General features: G+C 63.4%; 17 protein-coding genes and 1 other RNA gene. 12 read left to right on the forward strand and 6 right to left on the reverse strand.

What is annotated here, in order from left to right; translation table 11 throughout:
* Positions 1–2: 2 nt before the first annotated feature.
* Positions 3–1,613: a peptide chain release factor 3 gene (locus KUL25_RS21015; RefSeq protein WP_068360170.1), complete on the reverse strand. Its 1,611-nt coding sequence runs from the start codon at positions 1,611–1,613 to the stop codon at positions 3–5.
* A 49-nt stretch (positions 1,614–1,662) separates the two neighbouring features.
* Complete coding sequence (locus KUL25_RS21020; protein WP_257894677.1) at positions 1,663–1,968, reverse strand: hypothetical protein; 306 nt, start codon at positions 1,966–1,968, stop codon at positions 1,663–1,665.
* 236 nt (positions 1,969–2,204) lie between these two features.
* On the opposite strand from KUL25_RS21020, the gene KUL25_RS21025 reads away from it, so the two are divergent.
* Positions 2,205–2,573 (forward strand): nuclear transport factor 2 family protein, encoded by a 369-nt coding sequence (locus KUL25_RS21025; protein WP_257894678.1) that lies wholly within the window; start codon positions 2,205–2,207, stop codon positions 2,571–2,573.
* Positions 2,574–2,986: 413 nt separating this feature from the next.
* On the opposite strand, the gene KUL25_RS21030 is transcribed toward KUL25_RS21025, so the two are convergent.
* A complete protein-coding gene (locus KUL25_RS21030; protein WP_257894679.1) occupies positions 2,987–3,985 on the reverse strand; it encodes a Hint domain-containing protein in 999 nt (332 codons plus the stop codon).
* A 125-nt stretch (positions 3,986–4,110) separates the two neighbouring features.
* On the opposite strand from KUL25_RS21030, the gene KUL25_RS21035 reads away from it, so the two are divergent.
* From KUL25_RS21035 to KUL25_RS21060, 6 genes are all read left to right on the forward strand, one after another.
* A complete protein-coding gene (locus KUL25_RS21035) occupies positions 4,111–4,890 on the forward strand; it encodes an SDR family oxidoreductase (RefSeq protein ID WP_257894680.1) in 780 nt (259 codons plus the stop codon).
* Between the two features lie 96 nt (positions 4,891–4,986).
* Complete coding sequence (locus KUL25_RS21040; protein WP_257894681.1) at positions 4,987–6,066, forward strand: ABC transporter ATP-binding protein; 1,080 nt, start codon at positions 4,987–4,989, stop codon at positions 6,064–6,066.
* Between the two features lie 150 nt (positions 6,067–6,216).
* Positions 6,217–6,450, forward strand: coding sequence for a twin-arginine translocase TatA/TatE family subunit (locus tag KUL25_RS21045; RefSeq protein WP_257894682.1), 234 nt, complete (start codon positions 6,217–6,219; stop codon positions 6,448–6,450).
* 45 nt (positions 6,451–6,495) lie between these two features.
* Entirely contained in the window at positions 6,496–7,035 is a 540-nt protein-coding gene (tatB, locus tag KUL25_RS21050; protein ID WP_257894683.1) for a Sec-independent protein translocase protein TatB, read from the forward strand.
* The gene (tatC, locus tag KUL25_RS21055; RefSeq protein WP_068360149.1) at positions 7,032–7,934 is read left to right on the forward strand and encodes a twin-arginine translocase subunit TatC; all 903 of its coding nucleotides are present in this window, start codon (positions 7,032–7,034) and stop codon (positions 7,932–7,934) included. The genes tatB and tatC overlap by 4 nt, the downstream gene beginning before the upstream one ends.
* A 3-nt stretch (positions 7,935–7,937) precedes the next feature.
* A complete protein-coding gene (locus KUL25_RS21060; protein ID WP_257894684.1) occupies positions 7,938–8,783 on the forward strand; it encodes an ATP-binding protein in 846 nt (281 codons plus the stop codon).
* A gap of 100 nt (positions 8,784–8,883) precedes the next feature.
* Here KUL25_RS21060 and KUL25_RS21065 read toward each other — a convergent pair whose 3' ends face one another.
* A complete protein-coding gene (locus tag KUL25_RS21065; RefSeq protein ID WP_257894685.1) occupies positions 8,884–10,179 on the reverse strand; it encodes an alkane 1-monooxygenase in 1,296 nt (431 codons plus the stop codon).
* 142 nt (positions 10,180–10,321) lie between these two features.
* On the opposite strand from KUL25_RS21065, the gene ftsY reads away from it, so the two are divergent.
* The 4 genes from ftsY to KUL25_RS21085 are packed head-to-tail and all read left to right on the forward strand — an operon-like array spanning position 10,322 to position 14,170.
* The gene (gene ftsY / locus KUL25_RS21070; RefSeq protein ID WP_257894686.1) at positions 10,322–11,671 is read left to right on the forward strand and encodes a signal recognition particle-docking protein FtsY; all 1,350 of its coding nucleotides are present in this window, start codon (positions 10,322–10,324) and stop codon (positions 11,669–11,671) included.
* A 39-nt stretch (positions 11,672–11,710) separates the two neighbouring features.
* Positions 11,711–12,631, forward strand: coding sequence for a hypothetical protein (locus KUL25_RS21075; protein WP_257894687.1), 921 nt, complete (start codon positions 11,711–11,713; stop codon positions 12,629–12,631).
* A complete protein-coding gene (locus KUL25_RS21080) occupies positions 12,632–13,534 on the forward strand; it encodes a DMT family transporter (protein WP_257894688.1) in 903 nt (300 codons plus the stop codon).
* 9 nt (positions 13,535–13,543) lie between these two features.
* Entirely contained in the window at positions 13,544–14,170 is a 627-nt protein-coding gene (locus tag KUL25_RS21085; protein ID WP_068362399.1) for an inner membrane-spanning protein YciB, read from the forward strand.
* Here the strand turns inward: KUL25_RS21085 and KUL25_RS21090 are convergent.
* Positions 14,121–15,086 carry a pseudouridine synthase gene (locus tag KUL25_RS21090; RefSeq protein ID WP_257894689.1) on the reverse strand — a complete coding sequence of 322 codons (966 nt, stop codon included), beginning with the start codon at positions 15,084–15,086 and terminating at the stop codon, positions 14,121–14,123. The two genes, KUL25_RS21085 and KUL25_RS21090, sit on opposite strands and share 50 nt — an antisense overlap.
* Positions 15,087–15,138: 52 nt before the next feature.
* On the opposite strand from KUL25_RS21090, the gene KUL25_RS21095 reads away from it, so the two are divergent.
* On the forward strand, positions 15,139–15,600 hold the full coding sequence (locus tag KUL25_RS21095; protein ID WP_257894690.1) for a nucleoside deaminase: 462 nt from the start codon (positions 15,139–15,141) through the stop codon (positions 15,598–15,600).
* Positions 15,601–15,681: 81 nt separating this feature from the next.
* Here the strand turns inward: KUL25_RS21095 and rnpB are convergent.
* An RNA gene (gene rnpB, locus KUL25_RS21100) (RNase P RNA component class A) lies at positions 15,682–16,060 on the reverse strand.
* Positions 16,061–16,069 lie beyond the last annotated feature (9 nt).

Consider the following 16,069-nt stretch of genomic DNA (forward strand, 5'->3'; position numbering starts at 1 on the left):
CGCTACACCATCAGTTCTTTTGTCGCCGAAAGTGTGATGTCGGGATAATCCCGCCCCACGCGATCGATGTCCCATTGCAGGCGCGTCAGGTAGACCGGGTCGCCGTCATTGTCGGTGGCGATGTGCTGCTTGTTGGCGTTGGCAAAGGCGTCGACCGCGTCCTTGTTGCCATGCACCCAACGGGCAGAGGTGAATTGCGAGGCCTCGAACCGGACGGGCAGGCCGTATTCCAGCTCGATCCGGGAGGCCAGGACCTCGAACTGCAATGCACCCACGACGCCCACGATGAAGCCAGACCCGAAGGTTGGCTTGAACACTTTGGCCGCGCCTTCCTCGGCAAATTGCATAAGGGCCTTGTCCAGGTGCTTGGCTTTCAGCGGATCGCCCGCGCGGCAGCTTTGCAAGAGTTCCGGCGCAAACGATGGAATGCCGGTGAAACGCAGGGCCTCGCCCTCCGTCAGCGCATCACCGATGCGCAACTGCCCGTGGTTGGGGATGCCGATGATGTCCCCTGCCCAGGCCTCTTCCGCCAATTCGCGGTCGCTTGCCAGAAACATCACCGGGTTGCTGATCGCCATCGGCTTTTTCGACCGCACATGGGTCAGTTTCATGCCCCGGTTGAAGTGACCCGAGACGAGGCGCACGAACGCCACGCGGTCGCGGTGCTTGGGGTCCATGTTGGCCTGCACCTTGAACACGAAGCCAGAGACCTTCTTTTCCTCGGGCGCGACCTGGCGCGGATCGGCATTCTGAATCTGCGGCTCGGGCCCGTATTCGGCGATGCCGTCCATCAGCTCTTTCACCCCGAACGAATTCATCGCGGAGCCGAACCAGATCGGCGTCAGCGTGCCCTGCTGGAATGCCTCGATGTCCATGGCGGGCAGCAATTCGCGCGCCATTTCGACCTCTTCCTTCAGTTTCTCCAAAAGGTCGGCGGGCACATGGGTCGCCAAGGCCGGATCGTCGAGGCCCTTGAGCGACACGGTTTCGGCAACCTTGTTGCGGTCGGCGCGGTCCATCAATTCCAGACGGTCGTGCAGCAGATCATAGCAGCCCAGGAAATCGCGACCCACGCCGATGGGCCAAGAGGCGGGTGTGACGTCGATGGCAAGATTTTCCTGAATTTCGTCGATGATCTCGAAGGTGTCGCGGCTTTCGCGGTCCATCTTGTTGCAGAACGTCAGGATCGGCAGATCGCGCAGGCGGCAGACCTCGAACAGCTTCTGGGTCTGGCTTTCCACGCCTTTCGCGCCGTCGATCACCATAATCGCGGCATCCACGGCGGTCAGCGTGCGGTAGGTATCTTCCGAAAAGTCGCTGTGGCCGGGTGTGTCCACCAGATTGAAACGGAAATTCACCTCTGGCGTGTGGAAATCAAACGACATCGCCGAAGCCGAGACAGAGATGCCCCGGTCCTTCTCCATCTGCATGAAATCCGATCGCGTGCGCCGCGCCTCGCCCTTGGCGCGCACCTGTCCGGCCATCTGGATCGCGCCACCATAGAGTAGGAACTTCTCGGTCAGCGTCGTTTTCCCGGCGTCAGGGTGTGAGATGATCGCAAAGGTGCGGCGGCGTGCGATCTCGGGCGGAAGGGGGGGGCGATTGTCCAACATGCTTCGCCATATATTGGGCGCGGGGCATGGGGACAATCGCCTTTCCTCGTCAGCTACAGCTCAGGAGGTAGCCGCTGGGGTGCCAAGCCTGGCCCGGTTCGGGCGGGGCGACGATCTCCCAGTGCAGGGAACCGCCGGGCGGGCAAATCGAGTTGTTGATAGCGCCGTGATTCCTGGTAATGCCGACGTTGCTTTCGACGACCAAGCGGACCGGTCCGTCATCGCCGCGGTCCGGGGACGTGTCGCCGCCGCGGGAAGAGGAGACGGCACCGCCTGCGCCTTGCTGTTGGGCGCTGGCCACCACGGGCGCGAGGGCCAGCGGTGCAATGATGGTGAGGGCAATAATGCGTGTCATCAATCGTGTCATTGAAAAGTTCCTCTGGGTTAAAATTGCGTCCCAAGCGTGAGCCCAGGACGCGGAATGTCCCAGCGACGCGGTATGGGGAAGCCCACACTAGTCGGCAGGGACGTGCCGATGGCTGCCGACAGGACAGTGCCGGGGGCGGCGCGTGACAGGGGCGGCGCGTGACAGGGGTGCACGACTCGGGCATGATGTGAACATTAAGTGAACGCACAACGGGGAGACGGGTCATGGACCTCAAGAACATTGCTGACGCGCTTGTCACGGCATGCCGCACACAGGGCGAGGCCGCTCTGCTGGACGCCCACTACCATCCCGACGCGGTCTCTGTGGAGGCCGCCGATTATTCCGGCTCCGGGCGCGAGACGCGGGGCGTGGAGGGCATTCGTGGAAAGCACGCCTGGTGGAACGACACATTCGAAACCCACGGTGGCGACGTTCAGGGGCCGTTTCTGCATGGCGACGATCGGTTTGCCGTCATCTTCTCCATCGAGTGCACCGAAAAGGCCTCGGGCGAGCGGATGGATATGACCGAAGTCGCGGTCTACACGGTCGCCGACGGAAAGATCGTGCGCGAAGAGTTCTTCGGCACCGGGTGAGCCGGGCTCACTCCTCCCTGACCCCCTTGGACGCGGGCGGCCATTTTCCCCGCCGCAATGCCCTTTGGCAGCTTCGAGTAAAGTTGACTTCATGTCATGCGTCGGTACGTTTGTGACGGCTTTTTTGAAATCGATGGAAAATGTGAACATCACTCTTGGCGCTAGCAGGCGCACGGGCGCTTTTTTTCAGCGCGCTTGCCGCAGCGGGCTTCGTGAGAAGGCACCGCCGCGCTTGACCGGCTAAGCCGCCCGGATCGCGGCTGATCCGGGGGCATGGACGCCGCTGCCACAAGGGAAACATCACGCTGAAAGTGGCCTCCGGAACTGGATATCCGGGAGGCCCCTTTTTAAACCTGTTCAAGGCTCAAAGCGTCCTGTCAGTTTGACAAAGTCACGGGGGCGGGGCCGTGGGTCTAACCCTCCGCCTCTCCCTTCGAGGCGCGCGAGAGCCGCTCTACCACATCATCGCCTGCATCGTCGCCAAGTTCCATCGCGGCAGCGCTGGCAGCAGCACCCGCGGACCCGGTAAGAGCAAGGTCTTGCGGCAACAAAGCCCGCGTCTGGCCCGTGACCAGCAGGGATTCCACGGCAATGCCCTCGGCATAGATGATCTCATGGCCGTCGAAAATGATCTGGTAGCTGTCGATATGGCCGCCCTCTTCGCGCACCACGGTATCACCGTTGACCAGCAGTTCGGCCTTGACCAAGATCTCGGCCCGGCCGGTGCCCAACTCATCCCGGCGTTGCCAGATGAACAGGCGGTGCTGCGGCGACAGGCGCAGATCGCGTGAGGTGTTGAGCGTGCCCTCGGTGATCCGAACGGGGGCAGCGGCGCCTATGGCGCGGCGGGTCTGGAAACCGATCCAACGCACAGGCTGCGGCCCGTTTTCGCGGGTCAGAAGCACGTCGCCCACATTCAGATGCTCCACCGGGACCTGTTTGCCACTGGCAAGCGTCAGATGGGTGCCGGAAAGGAAACTGACACTGGCGATATCGGCAAACCGCTCGGGCGCGCTGGCGACTTCGGTGCCGACAAGCTCGTACTCCGTGTCCTCCTTCAAGGTGGAGAGGGGCAGGATATGCAAGTGTTCGCCGGTGCCCGACTGATGCGTCAGGATCAGCACCTCCACCACCTCGCCCGAGGGGCCCATCAGCATGTGGCAGGCGGAAATCGCCAGGGCGTCTCCAGCGGTGCCCACATCGGATCCGTCGGCGACGCGGTGCTGCCCCCCTTCGTCGGCATCGGAAATTGCCAGCCGCTTGGTCTGATGGCCGGTGGCGAGGCGATAGATATCGCCGGGCAGGGCATCGTCCTCCAGCCCGATCCCATCGCCGATGTTGGCGCCCGAAACCACGCGCAGGGCTTGCGCGGGATAGGTCTGAAACCGGAACAGAGGTGGGTGGGCTGACACGGGGCAAAGGTCCTTCGTGGGGGTGCCCCCCGCTTAGACAAGGGCCGCGCGGGGTGGTCAAGACTGGTGGCGGGGCGGGGCGGCTGTTAGTCAGGGCAGAACGAAGGTTTCAAGAGGAGATGCGGATGGATCTGGGGATCAAGGGCCGACGGGCATTGGTATGTGCATCGTCGAAAGGCTTGGGCCGCGGCTGTGCCGAGGCGCTGGCCGAAGCAGGCGTGGACCTGGTGTTGAACGCCCGCGGGGCAGAGGCGTTGGAGGAAACGGCGCAGGCGATCCGCGACACCTACGGCGTGTCGGTGACGGCGGTGGCGGCCGATATTACGTCCGAGGACGGCCGCGCGCGGGTGCTGCAAGCAGCGGGTGATGTCGACATCCTGGTCACCAACGCGGGCGGCCCCCCGCCGGGCATGTGGTCGGACTGGACGCGCGATGATTTCATCGCTGCGCTGGACGCCAACATGCTGACACCCATCGCGCTGATGACGGCCCTGATGCCTGCGATGATCGACAAGGGCTGGGGCCGCGTCGTCAACATCACCTCGCAATCGGTGAAGGCGCCGATCCCCGCGTTGGGCCTGTCGAATGCCGCCCGCACCGGCCTGACCGGTTATGTTGCGGGAACCTCGCGGCAGGTGGCGCCCTTCGGCGTGAACGTCAACAACATGCTGCCGGGTATCCACGCCACGGACCGGGCGATCCAACTTGATGGCGGGGTCTCTCAGAAAGAGGGAATCACCGTGGAAGAGGCCAAGGCCCGGCGCGAGTTGACCATCCCCGCGCGGCGTTATGGGACAAGGGCCGAGTTCGGCGCGATGTGCGCGTTCCTGTGCTCGGAACATGCGGGGTTCATCGTGGGGCAGAACATCCTGTGCGACGGCGGCGGGACGAATGCCACCATTTAGGCGCGACGATTGCGACAAGACGATCTAACGGTCCTTGGCGAGCGGGGGGGAACCTGTTACCTCCCGTTCCCGAGCGAAACAATCGGAAATATGTGAATGTCCGCCCCGCGTCTTCAGATGGAGCATGTTTGCTGTCACTTCGAGGGCCGCGAAGTCGTCTGCGGTATCGATCTGACGGTGCGCGCCGGTGAGGTGTTGTGCCTGCTGGGCCCCTCGGGCTGCGGCAAATCCACCACCTTGCGCATGATCGCGGGCATCGAACGTCCCAGCCGGGGCATCATTCGCGCCGATGGCGAGGTGTTGTCAGATGCGACCACCCATCTGCCGCCGGAGGCCCGGGGAATCGGCCTGATCTTTCAGGATTTCGCGCTGTTTCCGCACCTGAGCGTCGCCCAGAACATCGCCTTCGGCTTGCGTGGGACCGCCGCCCAGAATCGCGCGCGGGTGGATGAATTGCTGGAGCGCGTCGATTTGCAGGGCTACGGTGACACGGCGCCGCACATGCTGTCGGGTGGCGAGCAGCAGCGCGTGGCGCTGGCCCGCGCGCTTGCGCCGCGTCCGCGCATTATGCTGATGGACGAGCCGTTCTCGGGCCTCGACAACCGATTGCGCGATGGCATTCGGGACGAGACGCTGGCGCTTTTGAAAGAGGAAGGCACCGCCGTCGTCCTTGTGACGCACGAGCCGGAAGAGGCGATGCGCATGGCCGACCAGATCGCGCTGATGCGCGACGGTGGCGTGGTCCAGACGGGCGCGCCCTACAACATCTATACCAGCCCCTGTGACAAGGATGCCGCAGCCTTTTTCAGCGATATCAACGTTATATCGGGTGAAGTTCACGGTGCCCTGATCGAAACACCTTTCGGTCAGTTCCTTGCGCCCGGCGTGCCCGACGGCGGCCTGGTCGACATCGTCTTTCGCCCGCAGCACGTCAAGATCGACTTCGATCGCGGCGGGCGCGGCCCTAACCCCACGCCCCAGGACGGTGTGCCCGCGCTTGGCCACGTCAAGCGCGCGCGGTTCATGGGGCACGAGAGCCTTGTGGAGTTCCGGATGGACTTCGATGGGGGCATCGTGAAGGTCACTGTTCCTGCCGTTTTCCTGCCCAAACCGGGCACGCCGCTGTGGCTGACGATCCGGCGCGACCGCTGTTTCGTCTTCCCAAACCGGCCCTGACGCCGCAAACTGGGGCCAGGACAGGCGCAAACCTGCGAGGAACGCCAAGGATTTACGTTTTTGGGCTTTGATCTGGCGCTGCAAGATCATACCTATGCACCAGCTTTACGGATCATCGGGCGTCCTCGCGCCTGAATTAGGGAGAAAATCATGCTCAACAACATCGGACCCGCCGGTCTTATCCTGATCGCCGTCGTCGTGCTTGTGCTGTTTGGCCGGGGCAAGATCGCCGGTCTCATGGGCGAAGTCGGCAAAGGCATCACCGCGTTCAAGGACGGCGTGAAATCGCCTGACCGCGAGCTTGAAGATTCGTCGACCACGGCAGATGTCGCCACCGCGCGCGACGTCACGCCGGAAGAGCGCGCTGACCGCGACAACGCGTAATCGGGCCCTTGAACCCTAACATGACGGCAAAGGGGTTAACGGCGTATGCCTGACATCGGCGGAATGGAGCTATTGGTTATCGGGATCGTGGCGTTGATCGTCGTGGGCCCGAAAGACCTGCCCGCAATGTTCAAGAAACTTGGACAGATGGTCGCCCGTGTGCGTGCCATGGGGCGGGAGTTCACCAATGCGATGAACGCCGCCGCCGACGAGACCGGCATGACCGAGATGTCCCGTGATTTGCGCGCGGCCTCGAAGTTCACCAACCCCAAGGCGATGGCGAAAGACATGATGGGCGATGTCATGGATGACATCGATCCATCGAAGTACGAAGAGGGCTCGGCCACGCGCGTGATCGCCGAGAAGAAAGCCACCGCTCAGGCCGAGGCGAAAGCCCTTGCCGCCAAGGCCCGTGAAGCCCGTGCCGCGAAAGCGGCGGAGGCAGCCGAGTTGAGCGGTGAGCCGGAAGAGGCTCCCGCCACAGCCGAGGCCCCTGCCGCCGCAGCAGATCCCGTCACCACAGATCCCGGCCCGGCGGACGTTGAAGCGCCCGCAAAGGCCGAGCCGCAGGCAAGCCGCCCATGACCCAGACCGATGCGCAGGCCCAGATCGGCTCCAATGAGACCGAGGAAGAAGAACTGGAAGGCAGCGCCGCCCCCCTTGTCGAGCATCTGGCCGAACTTCGCACGCGGCTGATCCGTTCCGTGCTGGCCTTCGTTGTGGGCATCATCTTGATGTTCACCGTGGCCGAGCCGATCCTCAACTTCGTGTCGCAACCCCTTGCCGACGTGCTGCGTGCGCGCGGTGAGGACGCGCGCCTGATCTTCACCGCGCCGCAAGAGAAGTTTTTCGTGTTGATCCGCATCTCCATCATCATGGGTTTCGCGGTCTCTTTTCCGGTCATTGCGCATCAGCTGTGGCGCTTCGTGGCGCCGGGCCTCTACAAGTCTGAGAAAGGCGCGATCCTGCCCTTCCTTGTGGCGTCTCCGGTACTGTTCACCATCGGCGCGGCCTTTGCGCATTATGTCGTCACGCCGCTGGCGATGAACTTCTTCATCGGCTTTTCCGATGCGATCCCGGCCCTGGCCAACCTGATTGCGGGCGATGGCACGTTTGAGAACCCCGACAACGACGGTGAGTTGCAGACGATCTTCCTTGGCTCGGTCAAGGAATCCCTGGATCTGGCGCTGAAATTCATCTTCGCTTTCGGCCTCTGCTTCCAGCTTCCGGTGCTGTTGACCCTGATGGGCAAGGCGGGCCTTGTATCCGCACAGGGGCTGGCGGATGTGCGAAAATGGGCCGTCGTCGGTATCCTGACGCTCGCCGCCCTGGTGACACCGCCGGACGTGATCACCCAGGTGATCCTGTTTACGGTTGTCTATGGTTTGTATGAGATCTCCATCCAACTGGTGCGTTGGGTCGAGCATTCCCGCAACAAGAGGTTGCGCGCGGAGGGGATCCTCGACGAAGGAGAGGAACTCTAACCCGTGTCTGACGAGATTCTGACCCGGATCGCCGACGCGTTGGAGCGTCTGCGCCCGCCCCCTGCAATAGTGCCCGATCTGGCCGCAGCCGAGGCTTTCGTCTGGCATGCCAATCCCGATGCGTTGGAGCCGGTGGCCAACGTTAACCGCGTAGACCTTGGCCTGTTGCACGGCATCGACCGCGCCCGCGATACGCTGATGGCCAACACGCGCCAGTTTGCGCGTGGATTGCCGGCCAATAACGCGCTTCTCTGGGGCGCGCGGGGCATGGGGAAATCCTCGCTGGTCAAGGCGGTGCACGGCGCGATTTCCGAGGAAGAGACCGGCCTGAAACTGGTGGAGATTCAGCGCGAGGATCTGCCCTCTGTCGGGCGGCTACTGGCGCTTCTGCGCGGTATCGATGCGCGGGTGATCCTGTATTGCGACGACTTGTCGTTCAGCCACGATGACCAACATTACAAATCCTTGAAAGCGGTGCTGGATGGCGGCGTGACGGGGCGGCCCGACAACGTGGTGTTCTATGCAACGTCGAACCGACGCCACTTGATGCCGCGTGACATGATCGAGAACGAGCGCGGCTCGGCCATCAATCCGGCTGAGGCGGTGGAAGAAAAAGTGTCCCTGTCCGACCGTTTCGGCCTATGGCTTGGGTTTCACACCTGCGACCAGGACGCTTACCTGTCGATGATCCGAGGTTACTGCGACGCTTACGGCGTGGCGATTTCCGACGCGGAAATGCGCGCCGAAGCCGTGGAATGGCAAGCGACACGCGGGTCGCGTTCAGGCCGGGTGGCGTGGCAATACTTCACCGACTTGGCGGGCCGTCGGGGCGTTGTGCTGAACGGTTAGGACGCAAGGGGGGCCAGCCCCCCACGCGCTCCTTCAGGAGCGCCCCCCCCGGAGTTGTATCTGGCAAGATGAAGGAGCCGCCGAGCGCTGCCCGCCCGCGTTATTGCGTTGCGGCGCGGATCTTTTGGAGCAGGTCCTGATCTTCGTCGTCCACCTTGGGCGACACGGTGGGCGCAGGTGCCCTCGCTGCCATGGGCGTGGTGGGAGCCTTGGGGCTGGATTGTGCAGCCGCCATCTGATCGCGCAATTCGTTAGGGTGAATAGGGGAGGGAGCCGTCGCAGGGGCGGGGTCCGTCGCAGGGGCGGGGTCCGTCGCAGGGGCGGGGTCCGGGGCCGGTGTGAGGGCCGCGATGTGCATCGCTTCCGCCGCCTCCATCACCTTCAGTGCGCGCCGGTCCATCATCCGTGACCAGATGCCGGGAAGCATGGCGATCATCGCCATGACGGGCATCGAAAAGGGTAGGGTGGGGACCTCGGCCTCGGGGTTGAGCCGTTCATAGGGGCGGTCGGGGTGCATGTGGTGTTCCGAATGGGCGGGGGCGTTCATCATCAGGTATGTGGAGAAGCCCTTGGGCGCGTTCCAGCTGTGATGGGCGGCCACGGGCTCGTACCGGCCATTGGGCAAGATGAGACGTTGCAGCCCATAGTGCTGCACGTAGTCCGACATCAGGATCTGCGCACCTGTCAGCGCCGAGAGGCCCACCAGCACCAGCGCGCCGCCAACGCCGGTCATCAGCGTCACGATCACCAGGGTAAGGCCTGCGCCACCAAGCCAGACCCAATAGGGATTGGTGATGTGGTTGGCGCCGCGGCCTTTACGCTCCAACCGGTCGACCTCGCATTCCGCGCCTGCCTCGAACGAGCCGCGCCAGGCGCGGGGCAGGTACTCCCAGAAGCTTTCGCCGGGCCGGGGGGTGTTGGGATCGGCCTCGGTGCCCACGTGGCGGTGGTGCACAAGACGGTGGGCCGAGACGTGGTGGCCGAAGCCCACAGAGGTATAGACGGCCGCGCCAAGCGCCCGCAGCCCGATGGGCACACGGTGGATCAACTCATGAGCATTGGGATGGCTGACCTGGCCGAAGAAAGAGGCCGTGGCGAAAAACAGCGCGACGGATTGCCAAAAGGTCAACGCGCCCGACGTCAGCGCCGAGGCCGTCGACAAAAGCACCAGCACGTGCCCGAAGGCGAGGCCCACCGACAAGACGTCTGACCACGGCACAGTCTCTTCTTCCGCAGGAGTGGCCTTGGGCGGCGTTAGCAGGCGGTCGGCGACGGCGGTGACAACGGTTAACCATAAAAAGGCAATCCACGCGAAGCCGCCCCAAGCGGTACCTGCCAACAAAAGCAGGAACATCGGGGGCAATGTGATCGCGGCGTAACGGGCGATGACAGGCATTGGGTCAGGCGTCCTCTGGTCGATTTCGGGTCGCGTCGGGCCTAGCACGGCAATCTGGCGAAACAATGGCGCACGCGGACGGCCTTTCCAAGCGCGCCGTTGAGTATTAGGTGGGACTTGCAAGGCAAAACATAGGGTGCCCATGTCCTTTTTCCGCAAAATGAAGGAACGGATGTTCAAATCCTCGTCGAAACTGGACGAGGGGCTGGATGCGATCATCGAAGAGGGCGCCGTGGCGGCCGGAGATGAGCAGGACACGCCGCCTGAAGTCCCGGCGCCTGCGCCTGACGTCGAAATGCCCGCGCCTGCGCCGGATGTCGAAATGCCTGCACCTGTGCCTGACGTCGAGATGCCTGTGCCTGCGCCCGATGTCGAAATGCCCGTCCCCGCCCGCGAGGTCGAGGTGCCGACCCCCGCGCCCACGCCGGAGATTGTACCGACACCTGCCCCTGAAACGGAGCCGACCCCTGAGTCCACGCCCGAACCGGAGCCTACCCCTGAGCCTATCCCGGACCCTGAGCCCGGGTCGGACCCAGAGCCTGCGCCGGACCCAGAGCCGACCCCTACGCCAGAGATCGAACCCGAGGCTCCTGAGACCCGGTCCCGTGCAAAGCCCGGCCTTTTGGGCCGCCTTCTGGGCCGCACGGTCGAGCCCAAGCGTGCTCTGGACGATGACATGCTGGAGCAGCTTGAAGAGCTGCTAATCGCCTCGGACATGGGCGTCGACATTGCCTTGCGCGTCACCGCCAACATGGCCGAGGGGCGCTATGGCAAATTGCTGTCCGCGACCGAGATCAAGGAACTGCTGTCGGCCGAGATCACCCGCGTGATGGAACCCGTCGCCCGCCCCCTGCCGATCTACCCCAAGACGCCCCAAGTGGTGCTTGTGGTTGGCGTGAATGGCTCGGGCAAGACGACGACGATCGGTAAGCTCTCCAGCCAGTTCCGCGCCGCCGGCAAGAAGGTTGTGATCGCGGCTGGCGATACTTTCCGTGCCGCCGCGGTGGAACAGCTTCAGGTCTGGGGGGAGCGTGCAGGCGTGCCCGTGCTGACCGCGCCCGAAGGCTCGGACCCTGCCGCGCTGGCCTATGACGCGATGGTCAAGGCCGAGGCCGACGGGGCAGATCTGCTGATGATTGACACCGCAGGCCGATTGCAAAACCGCACCGATCTGATGGAAGAGCTGGCCAAGATCGTGCGTGTCATCCGCAAGAAAGACCCCGACGCGCCGCACAACACGCTGCTGGTGCTGGATGCGACCACCGGCCAGAATGCCCTGCGTCAGGTGGAGCTGTTTGGCCAGATGGCCGACGTTTCGGGGCTTGTGATGACCAAGCTGGACGGCACCGCAAAGGGTGGTGTCCTGGTGGCTCTGGCGGACAAGTTCGGCTTGCCCATACATGCTATTGGCGTCGGAGAGCAGATTGATGATTTGCAGCCATTTGACCCGGAAGAATTTGCTGATGCCCTTGTGGGGCTTGACCGTTCCTGACTTTTGCCCACAGGGCGTGTGGATAACATACCGGAGCCTATGATGCTGCAGAACTGCCTCAAGACCCTTGCTGTGTGTAGCCTGCTGACTGGGGCGACCACGGCGCAGGCCCAGGTGCTGACCTTCGCCGATTGTGGCGCGGTTGAGGAACAGATGACAACGGTTCTGGACGCCGAGTTCGGCATTGAGGTGACACAAAGCGCGAGTTCTGTGGCGACCAGCGGCCTGAATGGGTGCCGGGTGAGTGATCTGGAGATCTATGTCGAGGCCCTGGGTGTCAGCTACCGTGCGGCGCAGCTGGAATATTCCGGTCGCGGCCTGACGGAATGGGTGCGGGGTGATGTTGTGTTGCCCGCCACCTTGGATATTCGGATCGACGGGCTTGCCGTGGACCCCGACCGTCCCATCCCCGACGATCTGTCGTGGCTGCGCGATGTCCGTGCCGAAAGCATTGCTCTGAGCGCGACGTGGCGCGAGGCCACGCAACGGCTTCAAATCCTGCCCCTGCGCATTGATCTGGGGGATCGCAATATCGTAACCGTGACCCTCGATGGGCGCGCGGTTGGATGGCAGGCTCATAACACGCCAACGCCGGATTTCGGGATAACCGAGCTGGCGCTGGACGTGGAATTTAACGGCCTGTTTGAACAGGCGATTGCGCCGCCGATCGTGCAAAACGGAAATGACCTGTCGCCCGACTCCATGGCGGTTCTGGCGGCAATGGCCGATGGTCTGCTGGTCTATGCGCCGCCGCGGCTGGTGTCTGCAGAGGCGCGTTTTGCCATGGTCGACTTTCTTCGAAGCCTGCCCACACCGCGTGGCAATCTTGGCCTCGGCTTGACCAATGATGCGCCGATCTCGCTGGAGCGCATTGCCATTGATTTGCGAACGGGCGTCCCCTTCGCCACGGCCGTGCCGGATACGTTGACGATCGACGCGTCCTGGGATTCGCTGAACTAAGTGGGCGCTTGGCTTCAAAGCATCGAGGGCACAGAGCAGGGCGCCACGGTTGCCTTGATCCTCGCGCTGACAGCCGCTGTCTTGCACGCCGTGTTCGGTGCCCTGCAAAAGGGCCGACACGACCCCATGTTGGCGCGCGGTGCCATTGATGCCAGTTACGGCCTGATGGCCGCGCCGATCGCGCTTTTCGTTGTCCCTTGGCCCGAACCGCATATGTGGCCGATCTTCGCGGGCGCGTTCATCATTCACAGCTTCTACAAATTCGCCGTCCTGGCCGCATTCCGTCGTGGTGCCTTCACCGTCGTCTACCCGGTGATGCGCGGCACCGGGCCACTCTTCACCGTTATCGGAGCTTGGCTGATTTTTGATGAGACCTTCAGCGGCACCCAATGGTTTGGCGTCGTTGTCCTTCTCGCAGGGCTTTACGGGCTTGCGGCCTACAACATGGCCCGCGTCACGGTTGCCCGCGATACGCTTGTCAACGCGCTGCTCTTCGCGGTGCTGACGGGCGTGTTCGTCGCGCTCTACACCACCTACGACGCCTACGGGATCCGTGCGACGGCTGACCCCTTCACCTTCCTCGCATGGTTTTTCTTCATCGACGGCCTGCTTTTCCCCGTTCTCGCCACGCGCTTCTACCTGCGCCTGCCCACCAAACCCACCCTTGGCCCCTTGGCACTCAGGGGCATCGCGGGGGGCTTTATCGCTTTCGCCTCCTTCGGCTCTATCATGCTTGCCACGCGCCTTGACCAAGTGGGCGAGGCGGCGGTTCTGCGCGAAACCTCAACGGTTTTCGCGGCGCTGATTGGCTGGCTCTTCCTGCGCGAACCCGTTGGTCCCGTCCGCGCCGCTTTGATGGCTTTGATCGCGGCGGGCGCGGTGATAGTTGAAGCCGGAGGATAGGAGTGCTCAATGGCTGAAAAACAGATCAACCCCTGGCTGAAAAACGGCTTGGAACTGGGCCCGCCCCTACTGTTTTTCATCGCGTACCTGCGCTTGCAGGACAAAACCGTCACTGTGGCGGGCACCGACTATGACGGCTTCATACTCGCCACGGCCATCTTCGTGCCGATCCTGCTGGCCTCAACCGCGATCCTGTGGAAGCTTACGGGTGTCATCTCACGGATTCAGGTCTTCACCGCGATCCTTGTGGTCTTCTTTGGCGCACTCACGATCTGGTTTAACGACGATCGGTTCTTCAAGATGAAGACCACCATCGTCTACGCCTTCTTCGCGGGTGCCCTGGGAATCGGCTTGTTGCGCGGCCAATCCTACCTGAAATTCCTGATGGGTGACCGCCTGCCGATGGCGGACGAGGGCTGGATGATCATGACGAAACGCCTTGCACTGGCCTTTGTCGCCATGGGCGTCACCAACGAAATCGTCTGGCGCACACAATCGGATCAATTCTGGGTCACGTTCGAGACCTTCGCGCTTCCGGCGTTCCTGTTTGTCGTCTTCATGTCGCAGGCCCCATTGATCGAGCGGTTCAGCCTCCCCGACGGGGAGGACGACCAGAGCCCGGGCGATCCGTCTTAGATGAACTGCCCCCGCGTTTTCCGGCCCCGCGCCCGCCGAGGTCAGCGCGGCCAGCTTTTGCGGCTTTCGGCTTTCCGCCCTCCGAACGGGACCCTACCCGGTGGGCGCCCCCTGGCGCGGCGCCTTTTGGCGGTGCCTTCCGGCGCTTGCCCTTGAAAGCAGGCTTGGGCTTTGCTTCCGCATGGCCTTCGGTTGCGGCGTCCAGTCCCAGTTGGTCCCGTAAGACGCGGCTCTTGATCTCTTCGACCTCGCCCGCCTTCAACTCTCCCAGGCGGAACGGGCCGTAGGACACGCGGATCAAGCGGTTCACCTCAAACCCCAACTCGGCCATGGCGCGCCGGATCTCTCGGTTCTTGCCCTCTCGCAGGCCCACGGTGATCCAGGCGTTGGCTCCCTGCACCCGATCGAGTGACACCTCCATGGGTTGAAACCGCTCACCCTCGGCCACGATCCCGCGCCGCAGGGGGGCGAAATCCTCGTCCTTCGGATTGCCCTTCATCCGGACGCGATACTTCCGGAGCCAGCCGGTGGAGGGCAGTTCCAACTGCCGTTTCACCCCGCCGTCGTTGGTCAGCAGCAGCAACCCTTCCGAGTTCATGTCCAGCCGCCCCACCGACATCACCCGCGGCAACCCGTCCGGCAGCTTGTCGAACACCGTCTCGCGGCCCTTCTCGTCGGAATTGCTTGTCACCAGCCCCGTGGGCTTGTGATACATCCACAGACGTGGGCGTTCCAACGCGGGCAGGGGGGCGTCATCGACAAGGATCACGTCCGTCTCGGTAACGTTCAACGCCGGGCTCTCGATCACCGCGCCGTTGACGCTCACGCGTCCGGCCGCGATCATCCGCTCCGCCTCGCGCCGCGATGCCACACCCGCGCGGCTCAGCCGCTTTGCTATTCGTTCACCATCAACCATGCCCCTCGCTACAAGTTTGACAGCGCCGTGGAAAGCGGCAACCAAGGCTCCCATGACGCAAAAGACGAGCCAATTCACTTCTTTCATGGACGCGGCCTTGGCCGAGGCCCGCTCTGCCGCCGCCCGTGGTGAGGTGCCCGTGGGCGCTGTCATCACCCGGAACGGCCAGATCATCGCGCGGGCGGGCAACCGTACGCGCGAACTTCACGACCCCACGGCCCACGCTGAAACCCTCGCCATCCGCGAAGCTTGCGCAGCTCTCAAATCCGAGCGTCTTCCCGACTGCGACCTCTGGGTCACGCTGGAACCTTGCCCCGCTTGCGCCGCCACCATTTCGGCGGCCCGCCTCAAACGCCTCTACTACGCTGCCCCGGATCCAAAATCCGGCGGCGTCTGCCACGGTCCCCGGATCTTCACGCACCCCCAGGCCCACCACGCGCCTGAGGTCTACTCCGGTCTTCTCGAAGACCAATCCGCCGCCCTTCTGCGTGCCTTCTTCGCCTCCAAGCGCTAACGCTCTCCCCCGTTCATCTTGCCAAATACGACTCACGCCAACGCCCGCCCCAAGGCGCTGCCGTCAGATCATGGCAAAAAAATGCGTGGAGGGCCTGTAAGCCGGATTTTGTCCCCCTGCAGGTTGCCCCGCGGGTTGGATGACCATTCCTCTCGGCCGACGCTTGCGCGCAAGCTCTAGCTGCCAACCCGGACCGCAGGGGTGAAGTGCCCCATGATGCGATCCCTATTCGGCATTGCTCCCAGGTGGGGCTTGCCATGCGGGCGCTGTTGCCAGCCCCCCGGTGGGCTCTTACCCCACCGTTTCACCCTTGCCACGACATGCATGGCGGTTTGTTTTCTGTGGCGCTTTCCGTCGGATTGCTCCGCCCGGGCGTTACCCGGCACCTTCTCTTCAGGGAGTCCGGACTTTCCTCGCCATCGCATCGAAGATGCGACAGCGCGGCCATCCAGCCCTCCACGCAAGGCCC

The sequence above is a fragment of the Gymnodinialimonas phycosphaerae genome (assembly GCF_019195455.1).
GTDB lineage: Bacteria > Pseudomonadota > Alphaproteobacteria > Rhodobacterales > Rhodobacteraceae > Gymnodinialimonas > Gymnodinialimonas phycosphaerae.

Excerpts from the sequence above, each read along its gene's own strand:
- tatB (WP_257894683.1), top strand. The coding sequence starts at position 6,496 with ATGCCTGACATCGGCGGAATGGAGCTATTGGTTATCGGGATCGTGGCG.
- KUL25_RS21020 (WP_257894677.1), bottom strand. The coding sequence starts at position 1,968 with ATGACACGCATTATTGCCCTCACCATCATTGCACCGCTGGCCCTCGCG.
- KUL25_RS21025 (WP_257894678.1), top strand. The coding sequence starts at position 2,205 with ATGGACCTCAAGAACATTGCTGACGCGCTTGTCACGGCATGCCGCACA.
- KUL25_RS21095 (WP_257894690.1), top strand. The coding sequence starts at position 15,139 with ATGACGCAAAAGACGAGCCAATTCACTTCTTTCATGGACGCGGCCTTG.
- KUL25_RS21035 (WP_257894680.1), top strand. The coding sequence starts at position 4,111 with ATGGATCTGGGGATCAAGGGCCGACGGGCATTGGTATGTGCATCGTCG.
- KUL25_RS21065 (WP_257894685.1), bottom strand. The coding sequence starts at position 10,179 with ATGCCTGTCATCGCCCGTTACGCCGCGATCACATTGCCCCCGATGTTC.
- KUL25_RS21015 (WP_068360170.1), bottom strand. The coding sequence starts at position 1,613 with ATGTTGGACAATCGCCCCCCCCTTCCGCCCGAGATCGCACGCCGCCGC.
- KUL25_RS21085 (WP_068362399.1), top strand. The coding sequence starts at position 13,544 with ATGGCTGAAAAACAGATCAACCCCTGGCTGAAAAACGGCTTGGAACTG.
- ftsY (WP_257894686.1), top strand. The coding sequence starts at position 10,322 with ATGTCCTTTTTCCGCAAAATGAAGGAACGGATGTTCAAATCCTCGTCG.
- KUL25_RS21090 (WP_257894689.1), bottom strand. The coding sequence starts at position 15,086 with ATGGTTGATGGTGAACGAATAGCAAAGCGGCTGAGCCGCGCGGGTGTG.
- KUL25_RS21040 (WP_257894681.1), top strand. The coding sequence starts at position 4,987 with ATGTCCGCCCCGCGTCTTCAGATGGAGCATGTTTGCTGTCACTTCGAG.
- KUL25_RS21075 (WP_257894687.1), top strand. The coding sequence starts at position 11,711 with ATGATGCTGCAGAACTGCCTCAAGACCCTTGCTGTGTGTAGCCTGCTG.
- tatC (WP_068360149.1), top strand. The coding sequence starts at position 7,032 with ATGACCCAGACCGATGCGCAGGCCCAGATCGGCTCCAATGAGACCGAG.
- KUL25_RS21045 (WP_257894682.1), top strand. The coding sequence starts at position 6,217 with ATGCTCAACAACATCGGACCCGCCGGTCTTATCCTGATCGCCGTCGTC.